24 protein-coding genes and 1 tRNA gene are annotated in these 22,752 nt (G+C 67.5%); 9 read left to right on the top strand and 16 right to left on the bottom strand.

Annotated elements, in window-relative coordinates; genetic code table 11:
- Positions 1–43: 43 nt before the first annotated feature.
- Genes WG902_RS03995 through WG902_RS03980 form a run of 4 tightly spaced genes read left to right on the top strand, consistent with a single transcriptional unit; the run spans position 44 to position 4,576 of the window.
- On the top strand, positions 44–1,276 hold the full coding sequence (locus WG902_RS03995) for a DUF3300 domain-containing protein (RefSeq protein WP_340058631.1): 1,233 nt from the start codon (positions 44–46) through the stop codon (positions 1,274–1,276).
- Between the two features lie 2 nt (positions 1,277–1,278).
- A complete protein-coding gene (locus WG902_RS03990; RefSeq protein ID WP_340058629.1) occupies positions 1,279–2,202 on the top strand; it encodes a DUF2950 domain-containing protein in 924 nt (307 codons plus the stop codon).
- A 2-nt stretch (positions 2,203–2,204) separates the two neighbouring features.
- Positions 2,205–3,215, top strand: coding sequence for an amino acid ABC transporter substrate-binding protein (locus WG902_RS03985; RefSeq protein ID WP_340058628.1), 1,011 nt, complete (start codon positions 2,205–2,207; stop codon positions 3,213–3,215).
- Between the two features lie 14 nt (positions 3,216–3,229).
- Positions 3,230–4,576: an ArsB/NhaD family transporter gene (locus tag WG902_RS03980; protein ID WP_340058626.1), complete on the top strand. Its 1,347-nt coding sequence runs from the start codon at positions 3,230–3,232 to the stop codon at positions 4,574–4,576.
- Here the strand turns inward: WG902_RS03980 and WG902_RS03975 are convergent.
- The 5 genes from WG902_RS03975 to WG902_RS03955 all read right to left on the bottom strand — a co-directional run bounded on the left by WG902_RS03975 (position 4,566) and on the right by WG902_RS03955 (position 8,548).
- The gene (locus WG902_RS03975; protein ID WP_340058625.1) at positions 4,566–4,973 is read right to left on the bottom strand and encodes a response regulator transcription factor; all 408 of its coding nucleotides are present in this window, start codon (positions 4,971–4,973) and stop codon (positions 4,566–4,568) included. The two genes, WG902_RS03980 and WG902_RS03975, sit on opposite strands and share 11 nt — an antisense overlap.
- Before the next feature lie 50 nt (positions 4,974–5,023).
- Positions 5,024–5,710, bottom strand: coding sequence for a response regulator transcription factor (locus WG902_RS03970; RefSeq protein WP_340058624.1), 687 nt, complete (start codon positions 5,708–5,710; stop codon positions 5,024–5,026).
- 196 nt (positions 5,711–5,906) lie between these two features.
- Entirely contained in the window at positions 5,907–6,920 is a 1,014-nt protein-coding gene (locus WG902_RS03965) for a zinc-binding dehydrogenase (RefSeq protein WP_340058622.1), read from the bottom strand.
- Positions 6,921–6,926: 6 nt separating this feature from the next.
- On the bottom strand, positions 6,927–7,898 hold the full coding sequence (locus tag WG902_RS03960; protein WP_340058621.1) for a Bug family tripartite tricarboxylate transporter substrate binding protein: 972 nt from the start codon (positions 7,896–7,898) through the stop codon (positions 6,927–6,929).
- Between the two features lie 35 nt (positions 7,899–7,933).
- Positions 7,934–8,548, bottom strand: a complete 615-nt coding sequence (locus WG902_RS03955) for a cupin domain-containing protein (protein ID WP_340058620.1) — start codon at positions 8,546–8,548, stop codon at positions 7,934–7,936.
- A 303-nt stretch (positions 8,549–8,851) separates the two neighbouring features.
- Here WG902_RS03955 and WG902_RS03950 point away from each other — a divergent pair, with 303 nt between their 5' ends.
- Both WG902_RS03950 and WG902_RS03945 read left to right on the top strand, forming a co-directional pair.
- On the top strand, positions 8,852–9,412 hold the full coding sequence (locus tag WG902_RS03950; RefSeq protein WP_340058619.1) for an alpha/beta hydrolase: 561 nt from the start codon (positions 8,852–8,854) through the stop codon (positions 9,410–9,412).
- Positions 9,405–10,316, top strand: coding sequence for a LysR family transcriptional regulator (locus WG902_RS03945; RefSeq protein WP_340058618.1), 912 nt, complete (start codon positions 9,405–9,407; stop codon positions 10,314–10,316). The genes WG902_RS03950 and WG902_RS03945 overlap by 8 nt, the downstream gene beginning before the upstream one ends.
- A gap of 156 nt (positions 10,317–10,472) precedes the next feature.
- On the opposite strand, the gene WG902_RS03940 is transcribed toward WG902_RS03945, so the two are convergent.
- The 8 genes from WG902_RS03940 to WG902_RS03905 form a co-directional block, all read right to left on the bottom strand.
- A tRNA-Asn gene (locus tag WG902_RS03940) sits at positions 10,473–10,548 on the bottom strand.
- Between the two features lie 65 nt (positions 10,549–10,613).
- Positions 10,614–11,729: an NAD(P)/FAD-dependent oxidoreductase gene (locus WG902_RS03935; protein ID WP_340058617.1), complete on the bottom strand. Its 1,116-nt coding sequence runs from the start codon at positions 11,727–11,729 to the stop codon at positions 10,614–10,616.
- A 37-nt stretch (positions 11,730–11,766) separates the two neighbouring features.
- Entirely contained in the window at positions 11,767–12,096 is a 330-nt protein-coding gene (fdxA, locus tag WG902_RS03930) for a ferredoxin FdxA (protein ID WP_340058616.1), read from the bottom strand.
- 53 nt (positions 12,097–12,149) lie between these two features.
- Positions 12,150–13,424 carry a sulfate adenylyltransferase subunit 1 gene (locus tag WG902_RS03925; protein ID WP_340058615.1) on the bottom strand — a complete coding sequence of 425 codons (1,275 nt, stop codon included), beginning with the start codon at positions 13,422–13,424 and terminating at the stop codon, positions 12,150–12,152.
- Positions 13,424–14,356: a sulfate adenylyltransferase subunit CysD gene (gene cysD / locus WG902_RS03920; protein WP_340058614.1), complete on the bottom strand. Its 933-nt coding sequence runs from the start codon at positions 14,354–14,356 to the stop codon at positions 13,424–13,426. The genes WG902_RS03925 and cysD overlap by 1 nt, the downstream gene beginning before the upstream one ends.
- The gene (locus tag WG902_RS03915; RefSeq protein ID WP_340058613.1) at positions 14,353–15,090 is read right to left on the bottom strand and encodes a phosphoadenylyl-sulfate reductase; all 738 of its coding nucleotides are present in this window, start codon (positions 15,088–15,090) and stop codon (positions 14,353–14,355) included. Before WG902_RS03915 ends, cysD begins: the two co-directional genes overlap by 4 nt.
- A gap of 1 nt (position 15,091) precedes the next feature.
- Positions 15,092–15,466 carry a DUF934 domain-containing protein gene (locus WG902_RS03910; RefSeq protein ID WP_340058612.1) on the bottom strand — a complete coding sequence of 125 codons (375 nt, stop codon included), beginning with the start codon at positions 15,464–15,466 and terminating at the stop codon, positions 15,092–15,094.
- Complete coding sequence (locus WG902_RS03905) at positions 15,463–17,289, bottom strand: nitrite/sulfite reductase (RefSeq protein ID WP_340058611.1); 1,827 nt, start codon at positions 17,287–17,289, stop codon at positions 15,463–15,465. The genes WG902_RS03910 and WG902_RS03905 overlap by 4 nt, the downstream gene beginning before the upstream one ends.
- A 202-nt stretch (positions 17,290–17,491) precedes the next feature.
- Between WG902_RS03905 and WG902_RS03900 the strand changes: the two genes are divergently transcribed.
- Positions 17,492–18,214 (top strand): hypothetical protein, encoded by a 723-nt coding sequence (locus WG902_RS03900; protein ID WP_340058609.1) that lies wholly within the window; start codon positions 17,492–17,494, stop codon positions 18,212–18,214.
- On the opposite strand, the gene mnmC is transcribed toward WG902_RS03900, so the two are convergent.
- Both mnmC and WG902_RS03890 read right to left on the bottom strand, forming a co-directional pair.
- Positions 18,211–19,968: an FAD-dependent 5-carboxymethylaminomethyl-2-thiouridine(34) oxidoreductase MnmC gene (gene mnmC / locus WG902_RS03895; RefSeq protein ID WP_340058608.1), complete on the bottom strand. Its 1,758-nt coding sequence runs from the start codon at positions 19,966–19,968 to the stop codon at positions 18,211–18,213. The genes WG902_RS03900 and mnmC overlap by 4 nt on opposite strands.
- A 13-nt stretch (positions 19,969–19,981) precedes the next feature.
- On the bottom strand, positions 19,982–20,254 hold the full coding sequence (locus WG902_RS03890; protein ID WP_340058607.1) for an oxidative damage protection protein: 273 nt from the start codon (positions 20,252–20,254) through the stop codon (positions 19,982–19,984).
- Positions 20,255–20,385: 131 nt separating this feature from the next.
- On the opposite strand from WG902_RS03890, the gene WG902_RS03885 reads away from it, so the two are divergent.
- Together WG902_RS03885 and WG902_RS03880 are read left to right on the top strand one after the other, a co-directional pair.
- On the top strand, positions 20,386–21,408 hold the full coding sequence (locus WG902_RS03885; RefSeq protein WP_340058606.1) for a sulfate ABC transporter substrate-binding protein: 1,023 nt from the start codon (positions 20,386–20,388) through the stop codon (positions 21,406–21,408).
- A 66-nt stretch (positions 21,409–21,474) separates the two neighbouring features.
- The gene (locus WG902_RS03880; RefSeq protein ID WP_340058605.1) at positions 21,475–22,044 is read left to right on the top strand and encodes an NADPH-dependent FMN reductase; all 570 of its coding nucleotides are present in this window, start codon (positions 21,475–21,477) and stop codon (positions 22,042–22,044) included.
- Positions 22,045–22,050: 6 nt separating this feature from the next.
- Here the strand turns inward: WG902_RS03880 and WG902_RS03875 are convergent, their stop codons facing one another.
- A complete protein-coding gene (locus WG902_RS03875; protein ID WP_340058604.1) occupies positions 22,051–22,701 on the bottom strand; it encodes an FMN-dependent NADH-azoreductase in 651 nt (216 codons plus the stop codon).
- Between the last annotated feature and the right edge of the window lie 51 nt (positions 22,702–22,752).

Genomic DNA, 22,752 nt, shown 5'->3' with positions numbered 1-22,752 from the left:
CATCGTGGCTCTCGCCTGCCTAGCGTTGGCGGTGCCCCCTCGCATGGTGCTTGCGCAAGTGCCCGCGAGTCCGCCTGCGGCTGCGCCGGCCACGGGCGCCAAGGTTTACTCCGCAGCGGAGCTCGAGAAGCTGGTGGGGCCGTTCGCCCTCTATCCCGACGACCTCGTGGCGATAATCCTGCCGTCGTCGACCTTCCCGCTGCAGATCGTGCAGGCGGACCGGTTCCTCGAGAAACGCAAGACCAACCCCAAGCTTCCCATCGATGACGGCTGGGACGACGCCGTCAAGTCGCTGGTGAACTACCCCGAGGTCATCAAGAAGATGAGCGCCGACCTCGACTGGACCGAGAGCCTCGGCGAGGCCGTCGTCGCCAACAACGCCGCCGTCATGGACGCCGTGCAGGCCTTCCGCCGCAGGGCGCAAGGGGCCGGCAGCCTGAAGTCGGACACGCACCAGACGATCGTGGTGGAAAAGGAAGTCATCAAGATCCAGCCGACGGATCCGCAGGTGGTCTACGTCCCCCAATACAACCCCGAGCAGGTGGTGGTGTATGGCTCGCCCTACTACTACCCGTACTCGGCCCCGTATCCGGCGTACTGGTATCCCTATGCGCCGGGCGCGGCACTGGCTGCCGGCGTCATCTGGGGCGCCGCGATCGGTGCGATCTGGGGCGGCGGCCGCTACGGCGCCAACTACGGCGGCGGCAACAACAACATCACGATCAATCGCGGCAACAACAACATCAACACCGGCAACATCGGCAGCGGCAACCGCGGCGGTGGCAACTCCACCTGGAAATCGTCCAAGCAGCCCGGCCAGGTGTCGAGCGTGGGCAACCGGCAGCAGGGCGGCGGCGGCCGCGTGGGTGATGCGGGCGGCGGCCGCGGGGGCGATGTGGGCGGTGGCGGCAGGGGTGGCGGTGGCGGGGCTGGCATCGGTTCCGGCGGTGGTGCCGGCGGCGGAGTGGGTGGCGGTGGCAACCGCGCTGCGGCATCGTCGCGCCCGTCGGGCGGCGGCGGAGGCGGCGATGCCTTCGGCGGCATGGACTCGGGCGCCGGCGCCAATCGCGCCAGTTCGCGCGGGAGTGAAAGCCGCGCTTCGTCGAGTGGCGGAGCGCGCGCATCGCAGGGCGGTGGCGGCGGCGGCGGCGCTCGCGCCAGCGGAGGCTACAGCGGCGGTGGCGGCGGCGCCCGCGCCGGCGGAGGCTACGGCGGCGGAGGCGGCGGCCGCGGGGGCGGTGGCGGTGGACGCGGCGGCGGCGGAGGCAGGAGGTAATCATGAAAACCATCCAGGTTCGAACCATCAAGGGGATGCTGCTCGCTTGCATCCTGTCCGCGGCCTCCTGGCAGGCCGTTGCCCAGACAACGGGCGCCCAGCGCACGTTCGATTCGGCCGATGCAGCCGCCAAGGCGCTGGTCGCCGCGGCGGAAGCCAACGACGAGGCGGCGCTGGCCCAGATCTTCGGGCCGAAGCACGACAGCATCGCGTCCGAGGACAAGGTGCAGGGCCGCGAGAACCGCGCGCGATTCGCGCGGGCCGCCAAGGAGTACCTGCTGCTGCGTCCCGAGACGGATGGCCGGGTCACCTTGCTGGTCGGCACCGAGGCCTGGCCCTTGCCGATTCCGCTGGTGCAAAGCTCGGGCGCCTGGCGCTTCGACACCGCCGCGGGCGCCGAGGAAATCATCAATCGGCGCATCGGCGAAAACGAACTGGGTGCCATCGAGGTGCTGCAGTTCTACGGCGCCGCGCAGCTCCAGTACGCATCGAAGCCGCGTGACGGCAGCAACGTCCGGGCCTTCGCGCAGCGCCTCGCCAGTTCGGCCGGCCGGAAGGACGGCCTGTACTGGGAAGCGGACGCCGCGAAGGGCGACGAACCCAGCCCGATCGGCCCGATGCTCAAGGATGACGCCGCGGACCGCACGCCTGGCGAGGCCTATCGCGGCTACCGCTACCGGGTGCTCAAGGGACAGGGCCCCGCTGCGCCGGGGGGAGCCTACAGCTACGTGATCAACGGGCGCATGGTTGCCGGCTACGCACTGATAGCCTACCCCGCGCGGTATGGCCGTACCGGTGTCAAGACCTTCATCGTCAACCACTACGGGGTCGTGTACGAAAAGGATCTTGGACCGAAGACGCAGCAGGTGGCCGGGGCCATCACGACCTACAACCCGGACAAGACCTGGTCGCCGGTGACAGACTGACGATGCGGCTGGCGCGCGGCCTGTTGCTCTGCGCGGCTGCCCTGCTCGCCGCGCCAGTGCACGCTGGCGAGACCTTCAAGGCCGTCAAGGCGCGCGGCACCTTGCGGTGCGGGGTCAGTGAAGGCATTGCAGGCTTTTCGTCGCGTGATGCGACGGGGCGCTGGGTGGGCATGGACGCGGAGTTCTGCCGCGCCGTGGCGGCCGCAGCGCTCGGGAGCGGTGAAAAGGTCAGTTTCATCCCGCTGACGGCGTCCAGGCGATTTCCTGCCTTGCAGGCCGGTTCCATCGACATCCTGGTGCGCCAGACCACGTGGACCCTCGCGCGTGAAAGCGGCCTCAAGGTTCGCTTTGCGGGAATCCTGCTGTACGACGGGCAAGGCTTCATGGTCCCCGGAAAGAGCGCTGTCAGCTCCGTCGCCGCTCTGGACGGATCGACCGTGTGCGTGGAGAAGGGGACCACCCACGCCGACAACCTGGCCGAGTATTTCGCCACGAACGGATGGCGCGTCAGCCCCCTCGTGCTCGAATCGTCGGCCGAACTCGCGGCTGCCTTCCGCGGGGGCCGCTGCCAGGCCTACAGCTCGGACGTGTCGCAGCTGTCGTCGCTGCGCGCCTCGACCCCGGGCGGAGCGCAGGACTACGTCATCCTGAAAGATCGCATTTCGAAGGAGCCGATCGGTCCGGTCGTGCGAGCAGGCGATGAAGAGTGGCTCACGCTCGTGCGCTGGGTGCTCTTCATGCTGGTCGCAGCAGAGGAGCAGGGCATCACGGGTGCGAACGCCGCCAACCGGATGTCGACCCCGGCCGCGATCCGGGCCATCGGTGCGGCCGACGAGTTCAGCCAGTCGCTCGGCGTGGAACGAGGCTGGGCCCTCAGGGCGGTGCAGAGCGGCGGCAACTATGGCGAGATCTTCGAGCGCAGCCTGGGCGGGGGCAGTCCCTTGAAGCTGGAGCGCGGCCCGAACCGCCCCTGGACGCAGGGCGGGCTGATGTACGCGCCACCCATCCGATAAGCGAGACACCTGGCTTGAGCGACCTGCACATCTACGTCACGCTGGGAGTGTTCGCGACGGTCATCCTCGCGATCGCGTTCGACGTCGTCGACATGGCGCTGGCGGCGATGCTCGGGGTCAGTTGCCTGGTGGTGTTCGGTATCCTGAACGAGGCCGACATCGTGTCCGCCATGCGCGTTGCCGGCGGGCCCTTGCTGCTTCTCTTCGGCGGCATGGTGGTCGCGCGCGTCCTGAGCACGACGGGGGTCTTCGAACGCGTTGGCAACGTGTACTTGCGCGCCACGAAGGGCAGCGGAAAGCGGTTCCTGCTGCTGCTGTTCCTGCTGGTTGCGCCGCTGTGCGCCTTGCTGCCCAATGCCACGACCGTCGTCCTGCTCGCGCCCATCATCATCCGCGTGGCCAAGGCGCTCGACATCGACTTCGTGCCGGCGATGGTCCTGGCAGCGATCATCAGCAACTCCGCCGGCCTGCTGACGCTCGTCGGGGACCCCGCGACATTCCTCGTCGGCAGTTCGATCGGCATGAGTTTTGGCGAGTACCTGCGCAAGGTGAGCCTCGGCGGGGTGGCGGCCGTGCTGGTACCGCTCGCGCTGGTGCCCGTCCTGATGCCGGATCTGTGGCGCATGCGGCGTCCGCTGCCGCCGGCCGAGGCCGCTCCGCCGATCAAGCATCCCTGGTTCGCGGCGGCGTCGCTTGCCGTGCTCGCGGCCATGGTGGTCCTGTTCGTGGTCGGCGAAGAGCTGCCAACGCGCATCGTGCCGCCCGCCGTAGCGGTGATCGGCGCGTCGCTCGCGCTGCTGGTCGCCTTCACGGCCAAGCTGGAACCGCTCGACAACATCCTGGGCGACATCGACTGGAAGACGCTGGTGTTCCTGGCGGGCATCTTTTGCCTGGTGGAAGCGTTTGCCAAGACGGGCCTGCTCCAGATCATGGCGCTTCAGCTGCATGCATGGTTCGGCTCGCAGCTCATGCAAGTGGCAATGATGATGATCCTGGGCATCGGGCTCCTGTCAAGCCTGCTGGCCAATGTGCCGGTCGTTGCCGGATCGCTGGTCATGATCAAGGGCTACCTCGTGGCTGCAGCCGTGGTGCCTGAAATGGCGCTGGCGCCCGAGTTCACCGCCTGGCCGGCGCAGACGTTGCCTGTGTTCATCGCCATGATGTTCGGCGCCACGCTGGGCGGCAACGCGACCCTGATTGGCGCATCGGCCAACGTCGTGGCGGCGGGAGCGTGCGCCGCGAACGGGCGCAGGTTGACGTTCGCCAGGTTCCTGCGGTACGGACTCCCCATCATGGCCTGCCAGCTGGCGGTGTCCGCCGGCTATGTCTACTTGCTGGGCAGGTTCGCCTTCAAGGCGTAGCCGGCCTCGAAGCTGCCGGCGCCTCGGGTTTCGCTATCGCCCTCTGGATCGCATCCAGGAGCATCGTTTCATCCACGGGTTTGCGCAGGTAGGCCGTGGCGCCATACGCGAGCGTCTGGCGCCGGATCTCCGGCGTGTCGTCGCCCGTGATGATCACCACGGGCACGCCCGGGCGTGATGCGAGCAACGCTCTCTGCACGTCGACGCCCGTCATGTGCGGCATGCGCAAGTCGAGAACGACGCAACATGGAGAGCAGTCGGCAAGGGACCCCAGGAATTCGCTTCCGGAACCGAAGGTCCTGACCTGGAAGCCGGCGGAGCGCACCAGCCGTCCGAGCGCCTGGCGCACCGACTCCTCGTCATCGACGATGGCTACGAGGGCCGAGGCGGTGTGCATCCATGGAGAAGGTAGGCCCTGGCCGTGCAATAGCCAATGGGACCTTGGTCTTATCGAAGTTCGCTTCCCACCCGGCCGCGTTCCATCAGTCGGACCAGCTCGGCAACGGACCTGACGCGCATCTTCTCCATGACGCGGGCACGGTGCACCTTGACGGTCTTCTCCGCAGTGCCCAGATACCCCGCGATCTGCTTGTTCATGCGACCCTGGGCGACGTGGGCCAGCACCTCCTTCTCCCGCGGCGTCAGGGTCGCCATGCGTGCGGTTGCCAGGTCTTGCTGCACCTGCAAGGCGCGCAGCGTGGCGTCTTGCTCGATCGCGCGCGCAACCGCGGAGAACAGGAGTTCCGCGTCCACCGGCTTGGTCAGGAAGTCGACAGCGCCCCGTCGCATGGCGTCAGCGCACATGGGAACGTCTGCGCACCCCGAGAGAAAGACGATCGACACCGCGTGCGCACCTTCCTGCAAGCGGTGGGCAAGTCCGACGCCGTCGAGCCCGGGCAGGGCGACATCGAGCACAAGGCATGCATTCACGTCAGGGTTGTATGCGGCGAGGAAATCTTCGGCGCAGGAATGGGCCTGGACTTGATAGCAGCCAGTCGCGCCGAGCAGCCGTGCCAGCGCCACCCGCACGTGGAGGTCGTCATCGACCACGTGCACCGTCGGCAACTCCGCCTCGGTTGCTCGCAAGGACACGGGCTGCGGGCTTCGAAATTCGAACTGATGCGTGTTGTTCACTGGTTCCCCTCTTGCAGGCGTGCAGGTGCGCCCAAAGTTCCGCCCGAAGTGTAGGACGCCGAAAAACCGGCAGCCACAGCCCCTTCGGGCAGGTTCCCTGGTCGCCGCCTGAACCGTGAGCATGGAAAAAGGGGCCGGGTCATTTCGACCGGGCCCCTTGATTTTCCTTTGGAATCAACGACTTGTCTTGGCGCGCCTACAGCAGGCGGTCCGGAATCAACACCATCTTGCCCAGCGTCTGACGGGATTCCATCGCGGCATGCGCTTCGGCGGCACGACTCAGCGGCCAGCGCGTGGGTGCGGGTGACTTCAGTTTGCCCCGTGCCATCAGGTCGATCGCCTCGTTCATCAGCCGGCGCCGCGTTCCGTGCTGATCGTCCAGCGTGTGGATGGAATAGACGCGGACGCCGAGGCTTCGGCCCAGGCGCTGGCGCAGTGCGCCATAGAAGTCGGCATCCGGCATGAACCCTCCGAGATGGCTGTAGGAGAGCAGGGTCCCCAGCGGGGCGAGCAGGTCCAGGTTGCGAATCATGTCCGGCCCCGCCAGCGAATACACGACGTCGACGCCTCGTCCATTGGTGAGCTGCATCACTTCGGACGGCAGGTCTTCGCTTCGCAGCAGGACTTCGGCGATCCCCGCGGTGCGCACGAAAGCCGCCTTCTCGCGCGTGCTCACGATGCCGATGCAGTCTATCCCTCCTGCTGCGGCGAGTTGGGTGATGGCCAGCCCCACGCCGCCGGAGGCGCCATAGACCGCGACGGCGCGCGGCCGCCGGACACCTGACTCGTACAGCAGGGCCCCTGCCAGCTGGTAATTCGGCAGGCTCACGGCGTCGGTGAAGGCGATGCCGGGCGGCAGCACGAACAGGGCGTCCGCCGGCACCGCGATCGCGTCGGCGTAGCAGCCGCCGCGCACGGGCAACTCGCGCGAGCTGACGAGCACGTGCTGTCCTGGCCGGATGCCGTCCACCCGCGCGCCGATTGCGACAACGACGCCGGCCATTTCGTTGCCTGGAACGGCCGGCAATGGCGGCATCCACTTGTATTCGCCGCGCCGGATCATCAGGTCGGCGCTGCTGACGCCGATGGCCCGCGCCTGGACCACCACCTCGTGATCGCGAGCGATGGGCATCGGGTGCGACGCCGGCTGCAGGGCGGCCGGCCCTCCCGGCGCGGCGACCTGCATCACCAGGATCGTGGGCGGGCCCATCAGGAGCTACTCGGCCTTGACGCCGAGGCGCTTGAGGAGGTCGGACATGGCGAGCAGGTCGCGATTGAATTCGGCGGTGAACTGCTGCACGGATTGCGGTATGGCCTGGGCGCCCTGTTCCTGGAGCCACTTCTGCGCCGCAGCGGACTTCTGGAAATCCGCAACGCCCGCGTTGATCTTCTGGACGGTCTCGGGCGCCGTCTTCGCGGGCGCGAACAGGCCATACCAGCTGGAGATATTCATGTCCTTCAGCCCGAGCTCCGCGAAGGTCGGCAGGTCCGGGCTGAGCGGTGAACGCGTCGGCGACGCCACCGCGATCGCCTTCAGCCGGCCGTCGGCGAGCAAGGCCGACACCGTTTGCGGGCTGGCGAAGGTCATGTCGATGCGGCCCGCCTGCATGTCCGTCAACACGGGCGCAAGGCCCTTGTAGGGAACATGGATCATCCTGGTGCCGCTGGCGCGCATGAACATCTCGCCGGCGATGTGCGGAATGCCGCCATTGCCGGCCGAACCGAACGAGTACTTGCCCGGATCCTTGTTCAGCAATGCGATGACCTCGCCATAGGTCCTGGCGGGAAAGTGCCTGGCAACGGCAAGCAAGGTCGGCTGCTCGTTGACCTTGGCCACCGGCAGGATGTCGGTCGCGGTGTCGAATGGCAGCTTCTCGTACAAGGCTGGATTCACGACGATGGCGCGCGTGGCGATCAGCAGCGTGTGGCCGTCCGCCGGGGCGCGCGCCAACGCGGCCGCGGCAATGGTCCCGCCTGCGCCTGGCCGGTGGTCCACCACCACGGGAACGTTCCAGATGCTGGTGAGGTGCTGTCCCAGGCGCCGGGCGGCGTCGTCCAGCGGTCCGCCAGGAGCAGATGCAACCAGGATCGTGACGGCTTTGGCGGGATACGCAGGCGTGGCCGCGAAGGCGGGAAAGGCCAGGGCCCCCGCAGCCACCAGCATCAGCATTCGTTTCGAGGGGTTCATCCTGGTCTCCTGTTCTCGTTCTTGCCCGGTGCGTGTCAGTTGCCGTGCCAGACGGTGCCGAAGGTCACCCCCAGGTTGGCAAAGTTCGTGATCATCTGTTCGCCGTATTCCTTGCGCACCTTCTCGGCGAATCTGGGCGCATAGAGCAGGTCGTTGAAGGCATCCTTGATGCCGCCTTGCATGATCGCCATGATCAGCGCGTTGCCGTCGCTCACGTTGGTGACCTCGCGGAACACGCGCGGCGGCACCGCGATGAAGTCGTAGGGTTCCAGGATGGTCTCGTACTGTCCTTCGTTGCCCCACGCCACCTTGTACCGGCCGGTCAGGCAGATGAAGCATTCGACCGTCTTCATGTGCGCATGCAGGCGCGGGCCATGCCCCGGCGGGTTGTCGAGGATCGAAACCTCGACACCGGGTTCGCCGGAGACGGCCGGGATGGCATTCTTGCGCTTGTTCCCGGGAGGGGACATCAGCTTGAAGACGCTGTGCGCGGCCAGCTGCGCATACAGTTCTCCAGGAACGCCCACGTCGTTGGCCGCGCTGTAATTGCGCTTGGTCGGTGTGAGGTTCTTGAAGCGCGCAATGCGCGTTTCCATCTCCTCGGGCGTCGGCTCGAGGGTTTCCAGTGTCAGGGTGTGGTTCTCGCTCATGGGCTCTCCTTCGTCGGTCGCCGCATGATGCGTGCCGATGGTCGACGACGCCATGCTCGCAGCGCGAATTCCCGTCATAGACAAAGTGAATAGCAGGAGCTATCCTGAAGGCCGGCTGTCCCCTGGCTTCCTCTGTCACGAACCATCGATATTCGTATTAACCCTAGCATGTTGCCGCCCCCCCTGCGCCTCGATGTGCATCGCGACGGACAGCGTGTCCCGGCGGCCGCATGGCTACCTGGCCGGCCCAAGGCACTGGTCCTCGCCGGCCATGGGGGCAGCGGACACAAGGAAGCCCCTGGCATGCAGGCCATCGCAAGTGCGTTCCACGACCGTGGCATTGCCGTGCTTGCGATCGACGGACCCGTGCATGGCGAGCGTCGCCCGGACGGGTCCGTGGACCCTGCCGTCGCCAAGGCGGCCTTCCGCGACGCCTGGCGTCAAGGGACCGGCCGCGAGTCGATGGCGCAGGATTTTTCATGCGCTCTGGATGCGCTTTGCGCGCGGGAGGGTCTGCACGGCTTGCCCATGGGCTACGTCGGCGTTTCGATGGGGACCGCCTATGGCATTCCCTTGCTGGCCGCGGAGCCCCGGATCTCCGTCGCGGCGATCGGACTCTGGAGTGCCGCCTACCCGGCGAGCGCGCACCTCCTGGAGCACGCGCGGCGCATCCGGTGCCGGGTCTGGTTCACGCAGCAATGGCACGACGAGATCATCGACAGGGCCGGGGCCGCCGACCTGTTCGATGCCATCGGGTCGAACGACAAGCGCCTGGTCGCCTATCCGGGCGGTCATCGCGAACTCGACGGGGAACGGCTCGCCGATGCGGTGCGGTTCGTGGCCGAAAGCCTGGTGCGTGCCTAGCAACATCGACCTGCACCTGCTGCGCTGCTTTCAGGCGCTCCTGGCCGAACAGCATGTCAGCCGCGCGGCGCGCCACATCGGCATCGCCCAGCCGTCGATGAGCCACGCGCTGGGGCGATTGCGTGCCGTCTTCGACGATCCGCTGTTCGTCAATGCGCACGGCACCATGGTGCCTACGGCGCGCGCGCGCTCGCTGGCGGCACGGGTCGACGAGGTCGTGGGCAAGGCGGAGCTTCTGCTGGCCAGCACCGACCGGTTCGACCCGCGCACCGCGACGCTCGATTTCTCCGTGATGGCCGCGGAGTATGTCGAGTACGTCATGCTGCCCCCGCTGATGGAGCGCTTGCGCTCGGAAGCGCCTGGGATCCGCCTGCGTTTCCGGAATGCGGACCGTGAACGCGCATTCGACCTGATGGAAAGGGGCGAAGTGGACTTCCGCCTTGCGTGGTGGGCCGAGCCGGCCAGCACGTTGCGGTTCAAGGCCCTGTTCAACGACAGTTTCGTTTGCGTCGCGCGGCGCGGCCATCCTGCCGTGCGTAGCGGCAGCATCTCGGAAGCTGCTTTTGTCGACGCCGACCATGTGGTCGTCCAGCGCACGCGCAGCGGCTTGTCCTATGAGGCGCTGGAGTTAGCGTTCGCGCGGCGCAACCACACCAGAAAAGTCGTACTGCATGTCCAGGACGCCTTGAGCCTGTGCAACGTCGTCAGCCAGTCGGACTTGCTGGCGGCATTGCCGGAGCGCTTCGCCAAGCGACTCGGGCCGGTCTTCGGCCTGCAGGTGCTTGCGATTCCACTGTCGGTCGGGATGGCACGGCAATCGCTCTACTGGCACGAGCGTACGCACAAGCTTGCCAGCCATAAGTGGGTCAGGGAGCTGCTGACCTCCGTGGCAGCCTCCGTGTGAGGGCGAGGGCGGCGTTCATCGCCGTATCTCGTTCTTATGGCTGAGGTTGGGGGATGACGAGGCGAAAACCCCGAGCCGGGCGTTCCATGGCGGCCCGGGACCCCCAAGAGAAAAGGGTTTGCTGCCATTTTCATAGCAGCAAACCCTCTTGGAATTTGGCTCCCCGACCTGGGCTCGAACCAGGGACCTACGGATTAACAGTCCGGCGCTCTACCAACTGAGCTATCGGGGAACAGCCTTCAATTATAGCGTGGCTTTCCAGCGGTTCCTGGAGCGCGTCCACGCGACAGCAATGTGTCAGTCGAACACGGGCGACTCGACGCCCAGCACCTTGTGCAGCTTGGGGCTGGTGGTCGTGTACTGGAGGTGGATCTTGCCCTTCTCGGGGAAGATGATGGGCGCGGCGCCGAAGGCGGCCAGCGCGCATTCGTGGAACCCCGACAGGATCAGCTTCTTCTTGCCCGGGTAGGTATTGATGTCGCCCACCGCAAAGATGCCCGGCACGCTGGTCGCAAACTTCTCCGTGTCCACTTTGAGCTGCTTGCGCTCGATGTCCAGCCCCCAGTCGGCGATGGGGCCGAGCTTGGGCGACAGGCCGAAGAACACCAGCAGCATGTCCAGCGGGACGACGCGCGTCACGCCATCGGAGCCCGTGACCTTGACGCCCGTGAGCCGGCCGGACTTTTCTTCGTAGCCGGTGATCTGGCCGACGATGAACTGCATCTCCAGCTGCTCGCACAGCTCGCGCAGGCGCGCCACCGAGGCGGGCGCTGCCCGGAAGCCGTCGCGCCGGTGGATCAGGATGACGCTTTCGGCCTTGTGCGGGTTGCCGTCCGCATTGCCCGCCGCGAAGTTCAGCGCCCAATCCAGCGCGGAGTCGCCGCCGCCCACGATCACCAGGTTCCTGCCGGCGAATTCAGCGGGATTGCGCACCCGATAGTGCAGTTGGTCGCCGTCGAACTTGTCCAGGCCTTCCACTTTCAGCGTGCGCGGCTCGAAGGCGCCCACGCCCGCGGCGATGAAGATGGTCTTGGCCAGGAAGCGCACGCCCCGCGACGTCTCGATGAAGAAGCGGCCGTCGTCCTGCTTCTGCACCACGGTCACGGTCTGGCCCAGGTGAAAGGTGGCTCCGAAAGGCTCGATCTGCTTGAGCAGCGCGTCCGTCAGTTCCTTGCCGGTGCACACCGGGATGGCGGGGATGTCGTAGATCGGCTTGTCCGGGTACAGCTCGATGGGCTGGCCGCCGGGATAGGCCAGCGAGTCGATCACGTGGGCCTTGATCTCCAGCAAGCCCAGCTCGAACACCTGGAACAGCCCCACGGGGCCCGCGCCGACGATGACCGCATCGGTCTCGATGGGTCCGTCATGTGCCGCAGCCGTCTTGACCACTTCTTCGTTCAGTTTCAGTTCCATGATTCTTCAACATGCAAGCTCAAGGAGCTGGTGCGCCTCAGCGCACCAACTCCTTGAGCTTGTCCGGTTTGTCCTTCCATTCGTCCGCGTCGGCGGGCGCGGGCTTGCGCTTGGTGATGCTCTTCCAGCCGCCGGCGGTGGAGAGCTCCGCGTTCAGCTTGATGAAGGCGACCTGGTCCGCGGGCACGTCTTCCTCGGCATAGATCGCGTTCACCGGGCATTCGGGGATGCAGACCGCGCAGTCGATGCACTCGTCCGGGTCGATCACCAGCATGTTCGGGCCCTCGCGGAAGCAGTCCACGGGGCAGACGTCCACGCAGTCGGTGTACTTGCAGCGGATACAGGATTCGGTGACGACGTGGGTCATTGTGGGAGGAGGGTCTGGGAAGAGGGCCGGGAAACCCCTGATTTTATCCTGCGTCAGCGAACCATGACGGCGCCCGCCGTCTTGTGCGTCGCGGTGTCCACCAGCACCAGGGCCCCCAGCGCGCGGGAGCGCGCATAGGGCAGCGTGGCCAGTGGCTCCTGCAAGGCCAGCTCCACATGGCCGATGGAATTGGGCTCCAGGTGGTCCGCATCCTGTTCGGCCAGCGTAGTCACGTCCAGCTTGTGGACGATGCGCGTGACCCTGGCCTTGACCCAGCGGTGGCCATGCAGCGCAAAGTAGGTGCGGCCGGCGACCAGCGGCTCGTCGTCGAGCCAGGCGATCGTGACGGAGAGGTGGCGCGAGGGCGCAAAGCCGCCTGGCGCCAGCAGCCAGTCGCCGCGGGAAACGTCCACTTCACGGTCCAGGATGATGCCGGCGCTGTGGCGCGCGTGCACGGCCTGCGGCTCGCGGGCGTGGTCCAGCACCTGCGCCACCGTGGCGGTCTGGCCGCTGGGCAGCACGGTGACCTGCTGGCCCTGCTGCACGTGGCCGGTGGCCACGCGGCCCCAGAACACGCGGCGGCCGCGAGTGGTGTCGGCCGATGCGGAAAACTTCTCCACCCACTGCACCGGGAAAGCGAAGGCTTCGGTCGTTTCCGCCGGCGTCACGTCCAGTTGCTCCAGCAGCGCCAGCAGCGACAACCCGTGGTAGCCGCACCAGCCCGGCTGGCTGTCGACGACGTTGTGGCCCTTCAGCGCGGAGATCGGGACGATGGCGCGGGCCTTCACGCCCGCTGCTTCGGTGAAGGTCTCCAGCGCGGCGCGGATGTTGTCGAAAGCCAGGGTCGGATCGTCGACGGCGTCCAGCTTGTTGACGGCGAAGATGATCGCCGGCACGCGCAGCAGGTTGCACAGCAGCGTGTGCCGGCGGGTCTGGGGCAGCAGATCCAGGCGCCGCGCCTGCCACTTCAATTTGGTCGCATCGACCAGCACCACGGCCGCATCCGCGCTGGATGCCGCCGTCACCATGTTGCGGGTGTACTGCTCATGGCCGGGCGCGTCGCCGATGATGAATTTGCGCGTGGGCGTGGCGAAGTATCGGTAGGCCACGTCGATGGTGATGCCTTGCTCGCGCTCGGCGGACAGGCCGTCGGTGAGCAGCGCCAGGTCGGTCTCACCGGCGCGGGACACGCTGGCCAGCTGGTCCTGCAATACCGCACGGCTGTCCACCAGCAGGCGGCCGATCAGGGTGCTCTTGCCGTCGTCGACGGAGCCGCAGGTGATGAAGCGCAGCGCGGCGTCGTGGTCGGTGGCGATCGCGGTGGTCATCAGAAATACCCGTCCTTCTTGCGCTTTTCCATCGAGGAGTCGGACGTCTTGTCGTCCATGCGGGTGGCGCCACGCTCGCTGACTTCCACGCTCAGCGTCTCGGTCACCACGTCGGCCGCGTGGGCCGCCACGCTGGCGACCGGGCAGGTGCAGGTGATGTCGCCGACGGTGCGAAAGCGCACGGTGCGCGTGACGACCTGCTCGCCGTCCCTGGGCGGCGTCAGCGGGGTCACCGGCACCAGCAGGCCGCGGCGTTCGACCACTTCGCGCTGGTGCGCATAGTAGATCGAGGGCAGGGCGATGTTTTCGCGCTCGATGTACTGCCAGACGTCCAGCTCGGTCCAGTTCGAGATCGGGAACACGCGAAAGTGCTCGCCCGGCTGCAGCCGGGTGTTGAACAGCGTCCACAGCTCGGGCCGCTGCGCTTTCGGCTGCCATTGCCCGAAGCTGTCCCGGTGCGAGAAGATCCGTTCCTTGGCGCGGGCTTTTTCTTCGTCGCGCCGCGCGCCGCCGATCAGGGCGTCGAAGCGGAATTCCTCGATGGCTTCCAGCAGCGTCACCGACTGGTGCACGTTGCGGCTCTCGCCCGGGTGCGCCAGGCGCACCGTGCCGCGCTTCATCGAATCCTCGACGCTGCGCACGATCAGCTCGGCGCCGAGCTCCTTCGCCCTGGAGTCCCGGAAGTCGGTGACTTCCTGGAAGTTGTGGCCCGTATCGATCATCAACAGCGGGTAGGGGATGCGGCCCGCACCGAATGCCTTTTCCGCGCACTTCAGCATGACCAGCGAGTCCTTGCCGCCGGAGAACAGCAGCGTCGGCCGTTCGAAGGCGCCGGCGACTTCGCGCAGGATGAAGATCGCTTCCTCTTCGAGCGCGTCGAGGTGGCGGTTGCTGATGCGGCCCAGCAGCTGGGGTTCCGTCCGGGCGTTCATGCGGCGACTTTCTCTTCCTTGTTCACGTGCAGGCCGCACTCCTTGGCGGCTTCGTCCTCCCACCACCAGCGGCCGGCGCGGAAGTCCTCGCCCAGGCTGATGGCGCGCGTGCAGGGCGCGCAGCCGATGCTGGGGAAGAACTGGTCGTGCAGCGGGTTGTAGTCCACGCCCTCGGCCTGGATGTAGTGCCAGACGTCACCCCAGGTCCAGTCGGCCAGCGGATTGATCTTGGCGCGGCCGTTCCTGGCCACTTCGCTCGTGTCGATGGCAGGGACGTCGGCGCGGGCGGAGGATTGCTCGCGGCGCAGGCCCGTGATCCAGGCGCGTTGCCCGGCGAGCGCGCGCTGCAGCGGCTCCAGCTTGCGGATCTGGCAGCAGGCCTTGCGCAGTTCGATGCTGCGGTACATCGCGTCCTTGCCTTCGCGGCCGACGAAATGCACCACGGACTCCTGGACCGGGCGATACACCTCGACGCGGGTGCGCGAGGTGGCGCGGGTGCGCTCCAGCAGGTCCAGCGTCTCGCCGTGCAGCATGCCGGTTTCCAGCACGAACACCGGGATGTCCAGCTCCAGGCCGTTGATCAGGTGCGTGATCACCACGTCCTCGGCACCGAGGCTGGACGCCTGCTTCAGCGGCGCGAATTCCGAGGCGGCCCGGACCAGCAGCTTGCGGGTTTCGCCGAGCTTGGTTTCATAGTCGCGCGAGGCGCGCGCGTGCAGGTCGATCGCGCCCATCTCAGCTCCGCGCGAACAGCGGCCGCGTCACCACGGCATCGCCCTGGTAGAACCCGGCGTAGCGGGCGAACTGGCGCTCGGCATCGGCCGGATCCTTGCCTTCCTTGAGCACGGCGCTGGAAAAGCCCACGCGGTACATCTGCACCAGCTGGTCGACCAGCACGTCGCCGGTGGCACGGATGTCGCCCTGGAAGTCGCGGCGCTGGCGCAGCAGGCGGGCCTGCGTGAAGGCGCGGCCGTCGGTGAACTTGGGAAAGTCCAGTTCGACGCGATCGACGCCCTCCAGCGCGGCCTCCAGCGGGTCGGCGTCATTGGCCAGCACCAGCACCTGCAGGTGATCGGCCGGCACGGCGCCGGCAGCGAAGATGGTGATCATGCGGTTTCGCGCTCCACGAAGCGGGCGCCGTTGGCGGCGGCCTTGAAGGGGTCGATGCCCACGCGGCGCAGCGTGGTGATGAAACTTTCGGCCTTGCCGTCGGCGCCGGCGCGGCGCTCGCGCCGGTAGGTGTCCAGCACCGCCTCGATCACCACCGGCACTTCGGCCGCGGAGAACGACGGACCGACGACCTTGCCGGGCAAGGCGGGGCCGGACAGCGCGGTGCCATCGGAGCCGCCGAGCGTCACCTGGTACCACTCCTTGCCGTCCTTGTCGACGCCGAGGATGCCGATGTGGCCGGCGTGGTGGTGGCCGCAGGAGTTGATGCAACCGGAGATGTTCACGCGGATGTCACCCAGGTCGAACTCTTCGTCCAGGTCCTGGTAGCGCTGCGTGATCGCTTCGGCGATGGGCAGCGAGCGCGCGTTGGCCAGCGAGCAGAAATCGCCGCCGGGGCAGGCGATCAGGTCGGTCAGCAGGCCGATGTTGGGCTTGGCGAAGCCGGCCTTGCGGGCCGCGGCCCACAGCGCGGGCAGGTCGTCCTGGTGCACCCAGGGCAGGATCAGGTTCTGTTCGTGCGTCAGGCGCGCCTCGCGGGCCGAGAAGCGGTCCGCCAGGTCCGCCGCCTGTTCCATCTGGTCGGCCGTCGCATCGCCGGGCGCGTAGCCCAGGCGCTTGAACGACAGCGTCACGATGCGCAGCTCGGGGTTCTTGTGCGGGCGCACGTTGCGCTGCAGCCAGCGGTGGTACTGCGGGTCGGCTTCGGCGTCGGCGCGCACGATGGCCTGCACCTGGGCCTCCGCGCCCTTGCGCGTGTGGGGCACGATCGCCGGTGCCACGAACGATGCGGCCACGCGGTCGTACTCCGCCTGCGTCAGCGTGTGCGGGCCGCCGTCGTGTTCGACGATCGCCTTGAACTCCGCTTCCACCTTGTCGATGTAGCGCTGGCCCTCGGCCTTCACCAGGATCTTGATGCGCGCCTTCCACGCGTTATCGCGGCGGCCGTACTCGTTGTAGACCCGGATGCAGGCCTCGATGTAGGTCAGCAGGTGCTGCCAGGGCAGGAACTCGCGCACGACGGTGCCGATGATGGGCGTGCGGCCCATGCCGCCGCCCACCTGCACGCGGAAGCCCAGCTCGCCGGCCTCGCTGCGCACCAGCTGCAGGCCGATGTCGTACCAGCCCAGGGCCGCATGGTCGTGCTTCGAGCCGTTCAGCGCCACCTTGAACTTGCGCGGCAGGAAGGCGAACTCGGGGTGCAGCGTGCTCCACTGCCGCAGGATCTCGGCGAACGGCCGCGGGTCCGCCACTTCGTCGATGCCGATGCCGGCGAATTCGTCGGTGGTGATGTTGCGGATGGTGTTGCCGCTGGTCTGGATGCCGTGCATCTCGGCGGCGGCCAGCAGCGCCATCACCTCGGCGGCCTTGGTGATCGGGATCCAGTTGAACTGCACGTTGGTGCGCGTCGTGAAGTGGCCATACCCGACCTGGAGCTTCGTGGCCACGGGCGCGCCGCCGGGCACCGGCACCTCCCCCAGCGCCTGCTGCTTTTCCTGCGCGTCGCGCAGCAGGCCGGAATCCGGCTGGTCGTACTCGCGCGCAACGCGGGCCAGGGCGCGCAGCTGGTAGCTGGCGATGTCGCCGTAGGGCACGGCAACGCGCAGCATCGGCGCATAACGCTGGATGTACCAGCCGTTCTGCAGGCGCAGCGGCCGGAACTCGTCGTCGCTGAGCTTGCCGGCTTGCCAGCGTTCGAGCTGGTCGCGGAACTGGTCGGCACGTGAACGCACGAACTGACGGTCGAAATCGGTGTATTGGTACATGGGAACCTGGCGATCAACAACCCACGCGCGGGGGCCGGAGACGGGAATGTAGAGAGCGGCCTTATGAATCCAAACTATTTTTTTATTCCGGCCTTATGCGGATAAGCTTATGCACAAGCACGGACGCGGCTTGGCGGCGGTTGGGTCCGCGATGCCGGATAAGGCCGGAAAAGCTGGTTTTCACAAGGGGACACCGCAGGGCATGGCGCAGCGCATCTTCATCCAGGTGCTCGGGTTCTCCGAAGAGGAGCGGCACGCGCTCAACACGGTGTTCCGGCTGTCCGAACAGTGCCTGACGATGTACCAGCTGTGGACACCCGAAGCACCCGAGCCGGCGGGGGTGGCCTTGCTGGACGCCCAGAGTCACGAAGCCCGGCTGCATGCCGAGTCGCCGCGCAACCAGGGGCTCAAGATGTTGTGGGTGGGCGACAACCCCCCGCAAGGTGTCTGGCGGGCGTTCAACCGGCCCATGTCCTGGCCGGACATCCTGGAATCGCTCGATGCATTGTTCGCCGTGCAGCAGGGCATCGACCTCGACCTCGATGCCGTCGTGGCCGAGCCGATGTCCCTCAAGCAGGCCCTGATCGTCAGTCCCGACCGCGACGTCCGCCTGTACTTGCGGGCCCGGCTCGCCCTGGCGCGCGTCACGCTGGCCGATGAAGCGGAGAGCGCCACGGGCGCCATGGAGCTGGCACGCGACAAGCAGTACGACGTGGCCGTCGTGGATTGCGGCGTGCGGGACATGACCGCGTGGGCCCTGTTGCGCCAGCTTCGCAAGGGCCGCCGCCCCGTGGCCCATGTCGCTCTCACCAAGCAGCGCCGATCGCTTGCCGAACACGTGCGGGCCTGGTACGGCGGCGCCGAGGCGTTGCTGGACCAGCCGCCCCACCCGGCGCGCCTGGATGCCTGGTTGAGCCGCTTCTAGGCGAGCGCGCGAGCGACGTCCAGCGTCTGCGCCAGCCGCGCCTCCAGCGGCAACGGTTCGGCGTGCAGGCGGGCTGCCAGCAATTCGCCGCACAGCGCCGCGAAGGTCAGTCCGCGCGACCCCATCGCGGTGCTCACCCACAAGCCCGGCGCGATTTCGCCCACCAGCGGCCTGCGGTCGGCCGACGCGCAACGCACGCCGCTCCACGAGCGCACCGCGCCACGGTCGATCGCCGCTGCCATGGCGCCTGCGGCAGCCGGCAGCACCGCCCGAACCCGCTCCAGGTTGGCCAATGTGTCTTCGCTGCGATTGGATGTGTCCGCGTCGCCGCGCCGGTAGCTCGAGCCGGTGATCCAGGCGCCCCGGTCCACCAGCGGCACGTGGGGGAGGAAGTGCCCGTTTCCATTGACGGGGAAGGGCGGCAACGCCCGGTCGTCATCGGCATGTGGCGCCCACGTCACCTGGCCCCCGACGGCGTGCAGTTGCAGCCGGTCGCCCATCAGCGCGTTGCTGCCCAGGCCTGCGGCGACCACGACGAGGTCGGCGTCGGCCAGGCGTCCGCCGTCCGCAGCGACGATGCCCCAGCGAGCCCCGTCGCGCACGATGGCGGCCACCGCGCATGGTCCGACGAACCGGATCCCGGGCTCGCGCAGCCAGCTTCGCACCAGCGCCGCCGGTTCGATCCACGCTGCCTTCTGGTGCCACCAGGCCGTGTCCGCCGCCGCGACGCCCGCAGCCAGCTTCTGGGCATCGGTCGCCTCGCGGCTCCAGGGCAGCAAGGCCTCGCCGAGTGCCGGCAGGCTGCGATGGTCGGTGCCGCGCCACTCCAGCACGCCGGTTTCGGCCCACTCCAGTCCGGGGGCCAGCCGCTGGCGTGCCTGCTCCAGCGTCATGCGCACCCCCGCGCGTGACAGGCGCGACAGCAGGTTGTCGTCCGGGGATTGGTGCGGAGCCAGCAATCCCGCCGGAAGGCTCGATGCGCCGGCGGCTGGCGCGGCCGCCGCGTCCAGCACGCGCACCTGCCAGCCGCGCCGCGCCAGACTGGCGGCTGCCGCCGCCCCCGCCAATCCGGCCCCGATCACCACGGCGTCGCCGATGAGGGCGCCGCTTTCCAGGTCCAGCGCCTTCACCGGCCAGGCCGGGTCATGGCGCGCCGCCAATCCTGCGCCGGCGGCGGGCAAGCCTGGTCGAACCTGCACACGCCAGCCACAGGTCTGCAGGTCATGCCGCAGGGACTGCGAAGCCGCGGGTGCGGCCAGCATGGCGCCGCGCCGGCACAGGCGGGTCACCGCCTTGAGCCGATCGATCGTCCACGGCGCAGCGCCGACGCCAGCGTCCAGGAACACGGCATCGGCGCGAAAGGCCTGCTCGCGCAGCATGGCCGCGGGATCGCCGACGCAAAGCGTGAGCAGCACGCGGTCCTGCTCGAAAGAGAGGCGATGAAAGCCTGGCACCAGTCCTTGCCACTGCGATGCCAGCGCGTCGGCCAGCGGCTGCAACAAGGGATAGGTGCGCACGACGGCGTGCAGGTCGCCGGCGGCGGCGGGCCGCTCGACGAGCGCGACGACATGCAGCAGCCGCGGCCGCAGCGGGTCGCTGCGCCACGCCTGCCACGTCGAAAGGAATTTCAGGCCGGCGCCGAAACCGGTGTCCAGTACGCGCCAGTGCGGCCGGCCTTCCCAGGCGCGTGGGAGTTCGCAGCCTTCCAGGAAAACGTGCCGGACGTGTTCCAGCCCGCCGGCGGCCGCGGTCATCGCCCGGGCACTGTCAGGCGGGCGGAGGTGTGTAGCCCGCCGCGGCGTCCGCGCCACTGCCGAAGAAGTGGTTCTCCATCTGGCGCTTCAGGTACTCGCGGGCGCGCTGGTCCGCCAGGTTCAGGCGGTTCTCGTTGACCAGCATGGTCTGGTGCTTCAACCAGGCCGCCCAGGCTTCCTTGCTGACGGTTTCGTAGATCCGCTTGCCCAGCTCGCCCGGGTACGGAGGGAAATCGAGGCCTTCGGCTTCGCGGCCGAGCTTGATGCATTGAACGGTGCGTGCCATCGACGCCTCCTTGGATTTGATATGCGGTTGGGGAGCTGAGCTTATGCGGATAAACAAACGACAACTCAGTCGTTCGCGCTGGACCCGCCGGCTTCCAGAATGCGTCCACTCTCAACAAGGACGCCTTTTCCATGAGCCTTCGCCGCGACTTTATCAAGATTCCCCTGGCACTCGCCGCTGCAGCCGGCCTGAGCCTGGCAGGCTTGCCCGCTTTCGCGCAAACCGTGCAACTGCTCAACGTCTCCTACGACCCCACGCGCGAGCTGTACGTCGACTTCAACCGCGCCTTCGCCGCGTACTGGAAGGGCAAGACGGGGCAGGACGTCACGGTCAAGCAATCGCACGGCGGTTCCGGCAAGCAGGCGCGCTCCATCATCGACGGCCTGGACGCCGACATTGCGACGCTGGCCCTGGCCGGCGACACCGACGCGCTGGTGAAGAACGGCGGCTGGCTGGCGGCCGACTGGCAAAAACGCCTGCCCCACAACGCCTCGCCCTACACCTCGACCATCGTGCTGGTCGTGCGGCAGGGCAACCCCAAGGGCATCAAGGACTGGGATGACCTGGTCAAGCCGGGGATCAGCGTGATCACGCCCAATCCCAAGACCTCCGGAGGTGCCCGCTGGAATTACCTGGCGGCCTGGGAGTTCGGCAAGCGAAAGCTCGGCGGCGATGCCAACGCCAGGGAGTTCGTGGCCCGGCTGTTCGCCAACGTGCCCATCCTCGACACCGGGGCGCGGGGGTCGACGATCACCTTCGCCCAGCGCAACCAGGGTGACGTGCTGATCGCCTGGGAGAACGAGGCTTACCTGCTGGAGAAGGAATTCGGCAGCAAGGTCGACGTCGTGTATCCGTCCCTGTCGATCCTGGCCGAGCCCGCAGTGGCGGTGATTGACCGGAACGTCGCGCGCAAGGGAACGCGCGTCGTGGCCGAGGAGTACCTGAAGTACCTCTACACCGAGGAAGGACAGGACATCATCGGCAAGCACTTCTACCGCCCGGCCGTATCGCAGAAGGCGCAGGCCAAGTACGAGAAGCAGTTTCCCAAGCTGAACCTGTTCACCATCGAACAGGGTTTCGGCGGCTGGGCCAGGGCCGACAAGGAACACTTCGCCGACGGAGGCAGCTTCGACCAGATCTATACCCGCAAATAGGACGCCGCTGACATCGCAGGCCGCGCGCGGGGCGCACCATGTGCTCCGGTGTCTTGACCGGAGAACATGATGACTTACCGCATTGCCGTGGTCGTGGGCAGCCTGCGCCGCGAATCCTTCAACCGCCAGCTCGCGCTTGCGTTGCCGCGGCTGGCGCCGCAAGGGATGGAGTTCGTGCCCGTGCGCATCGACGACCTGCCCCTTTACAACCAGGACGACGACGCCAGGCAGGCCGAGCCGGTGCGCAGGTTGAAGAGCGAAATTTCCGGCGCACAGGGCGTGCTGTTCGTGACGCCGGAATACAACCGGTCGATCCCGGGCGTCTTGAAGAACGCCATCGACCATGCCTCGCGGCCCTACGGCCAGAGCGCGTGGGCCGGCAAGCCGGCGGCGGTGATCGGCGTATCGGTCGGCGCCATCGGCACCGCGATCGCGCAGCAGCACTTGCGCAACGTTCTGGCCTACCTGGACATGCCCACGCTCGGACAACCCGAGATGTTCATCCAGAACAAGCCCGGGCTGTTCGCGGCCGACGGCAGCATCGGCGCCGACGACACGAAGAAGTTCCTGCAGAAGTTCGTGGAGCGCTTCGCCGAGTTCGTGCGGCAGCACGCGGATGCTGCCGCCGCCCGCTGACGACTGCTACGCGCGCAGGGCGGCCTTGCCTTCGTTGGCGGCTTCGCGCACCTGGGCACGGATCTCGATGTCGGCCGCGGCCAGGGCCTGGTCCTTCGCCGCCGGGCCCATCGCGACGCCTTCGGCACGCACGAAGCGCACGTCGGTGATGCCGAAGAAGCCGAAGACCGTCTTCAGGTAGCTTTCCTGGTGGTCCAGGAAGGACAGCGCCGGATTCGTCGAGTACACGCCGCCGCGGCTGGAGACGACGATCACGGTCTTGCCGCCGGCCAGGCCTTGCGGGCCCTTGTCGGTGTACGTGAAGGTGCGGCCCGCTTGCGCGACGCGATCGATCCAGGCCTTGAGCTGGCTGGGGATCGAGAAGTTGTACATCGGCGCGCCGACCACCACCACGTCCGCGGCCAGGAACTGGCTCACCAGACGCTCGGAAATCGCGTTCTCGCGCTTTTGCGCTTCCGTCAGCGTGTCGGCGTCCAGGCCGAGACGGAAGCCCAGCGAGTCGGTGTTCAGGTGCGTGGGCGCGTCCACGGCCAGGTCGAGGTATTCGACGGTGGTGCCGGGGTGGCTGGCTTGCCACTGCGCGACGGTGCGCCGGGTCAGTTCGCGGGAAACGGAATTCGCGCCCAGGGCGCTGGAATCGATGTGCAGCAATTTCATGGTCTTCTCCTGTTCGGGGACGGCTCTGGAGCCGATGGATAGAGTGTGATG

It is taken from the genome of Ramlibacter sp. PS3R-8, from assembly GCF_037572435.1.
Taxonomy (GTDB): domain Bacteria; phylum Pseudomonadota; class Gammaproteobacteria; order Burkholderiales; family Burkholderiaceae_C; genus Ramlibacter.
Note: the sequence above shows the minus strand (reverse complement) of the source record. Positions and strands in the feature narration are given on the sequence as shown.

Excerpts from the sequence above, each read along its gene's own strand:
- WG902_RS03995 (WP_340058631.1), top strand. The coding sequence starts at position 44 with ATGGTGCTTGCGCAAGTGCCCGCGAGTCCGCCTGCGGCTGCGCCGGCC.
- WG902_RS03990 (WP_340058629.1), top strand. The coding sequence starts at position 1,279 with ATGAAAACCATCCAGGTTCGAACCATCAAGGGGATGCTGCTCGCTTGC.
- WG902_RS03985 (WP_340058628.1), top strand. The coding sequence starts at position 2,205 with ATGCGGCTGGCGCGCGGCCTGTTGCTCTGCGCGGCTGCCCTGCTCGCC.
- WG902_RS03975 (WP_340058625.1), bottom strand. The coding sequence starts at position 4,973 with ATGCACACCGCCTCGGCCCTCGTAGCCATCGTCGATGACGAGGAGTCG.
- WG902_RS03965 (WP_340058622.1), bottom strand. The coding sequence starts at position 6,920 with ATGGGCCCGCCCACGATCCTGGTGATGCAGGTCGCCGCGCCGGGAGGG.
- WG902_RS03960 (WP_340058621.1), bottom strand. The coding sequence starts at position 7,898 with ATGAACCCCTCGAAACGAATGCTGATGCTGGTGGCTGCGGGGGCCCTG.
- WG902_RS03955 (WP_340058620.1), bottom strand. The coding sequence starts at position 8,548 with ATGAGCGAGAACCACACCCTGACACTGGAAACCCTCGAGCCGACGCCC.
- WG902_RS03950 (WP_340058619.1), top strand. The coding sequence starts at position 8,852 with ATGCAGGCCATCGCAAGTGCGTTCCACGACCGTGGCATTGCCGTGCTT.
- WG902_RS03935 (WP_340058617.1), bottom strand. The coding sequence starts at position 11,729 with ATGGAACTGAAACTGAACGAAGAAGTGGTCAAGACGGCTGCGGCACAT.
- fdxA (WP_340058616.1), bottom strand. The coding sequence starts at position 12,096 with ATGACCCACGTCGTCACCGAATCCTGTATCCGCTGCAAGTACACCGAC.
- WG902_RS03925 (WP_340058615.1), bottom strand. The coding sequence starts at position 13,424 with ATGACCACCGCGATCGCCACCGACCACGACGCCGCGCTGCGCTTCATC.
- cysD (WP_340058614.1), bottom strand. The coding sequence starts at position 14,356 with ATGAACGCCCGGACGGAACCCCAGCTGCTGGGCCGCATCAGCAACCGC.
- WG902_RS03915 (WP_340058613.1), bottom strand. The coding sequence starts at position 15,090 with ATGGGCGCGATCGACCTGCACGCGCGCGCCTCGCGCGACTATGAAACC.
- WG902_RS03910 (WP_340058612.1), bottom strand. The coding sequence starts at position 15,466 with ATGATCACCATCTTCGCTGCCGGCGCCGTGCCGGCCGATCACCTGCAG.
- WG902_RS03905 (WP_340058611.1), bottom strand. The coding sequence starts at position 17,289 with ATGTACCAATACACCGATTTCGACCGTCAGTTCGTGCGTTCACGTGCC.
- WG902_RS03900 (WP_340058609.1), top strand. The coding sequence starts at position 17,492 with ATGGCGCAGCGCATCTTCATCCAGGTGCTCGGGTTCTCCGAAGAGGAG.
- mnmC (WP_340058608.1), bottom strand. The coding sequence starts at position 19,968 with ATGACCGCGGCCGCCGGCGGGCTGGAACACGTCCGGCACGTTTTCCTG.
- WG902_RS03890 (WP_340058607.1), bottom strand. The coding sequence starts at position 20,254 with ATGGCACGCACCGTTCAATGCATCAAGCTCGGCCGCGAAGCCGAAGGC.
- WG902_RS03885 (WP_340058606.1), top strand. The coding sequence starts at position 20,386 with ATGAGCCTTCGCCGCGACTTTATCAAGATTCCCCTGGCACTCGCCGCT.
- WG902_RS03880 (WP_340058605.1), top strand. The coding sequence starts at position 21,475 with ATGATGACTTACCGCATTGCCGTGGTCGTGGGCAGCCTGCGCCGCGAA.
- WG902_RS03875 (WP_340058604.1), bottom strand. The coding sequence starts at position 22,701 with ATGAAATTGCTGCACATCGATTCCAGCGCCCTGGGCGCGAATTCCGTT.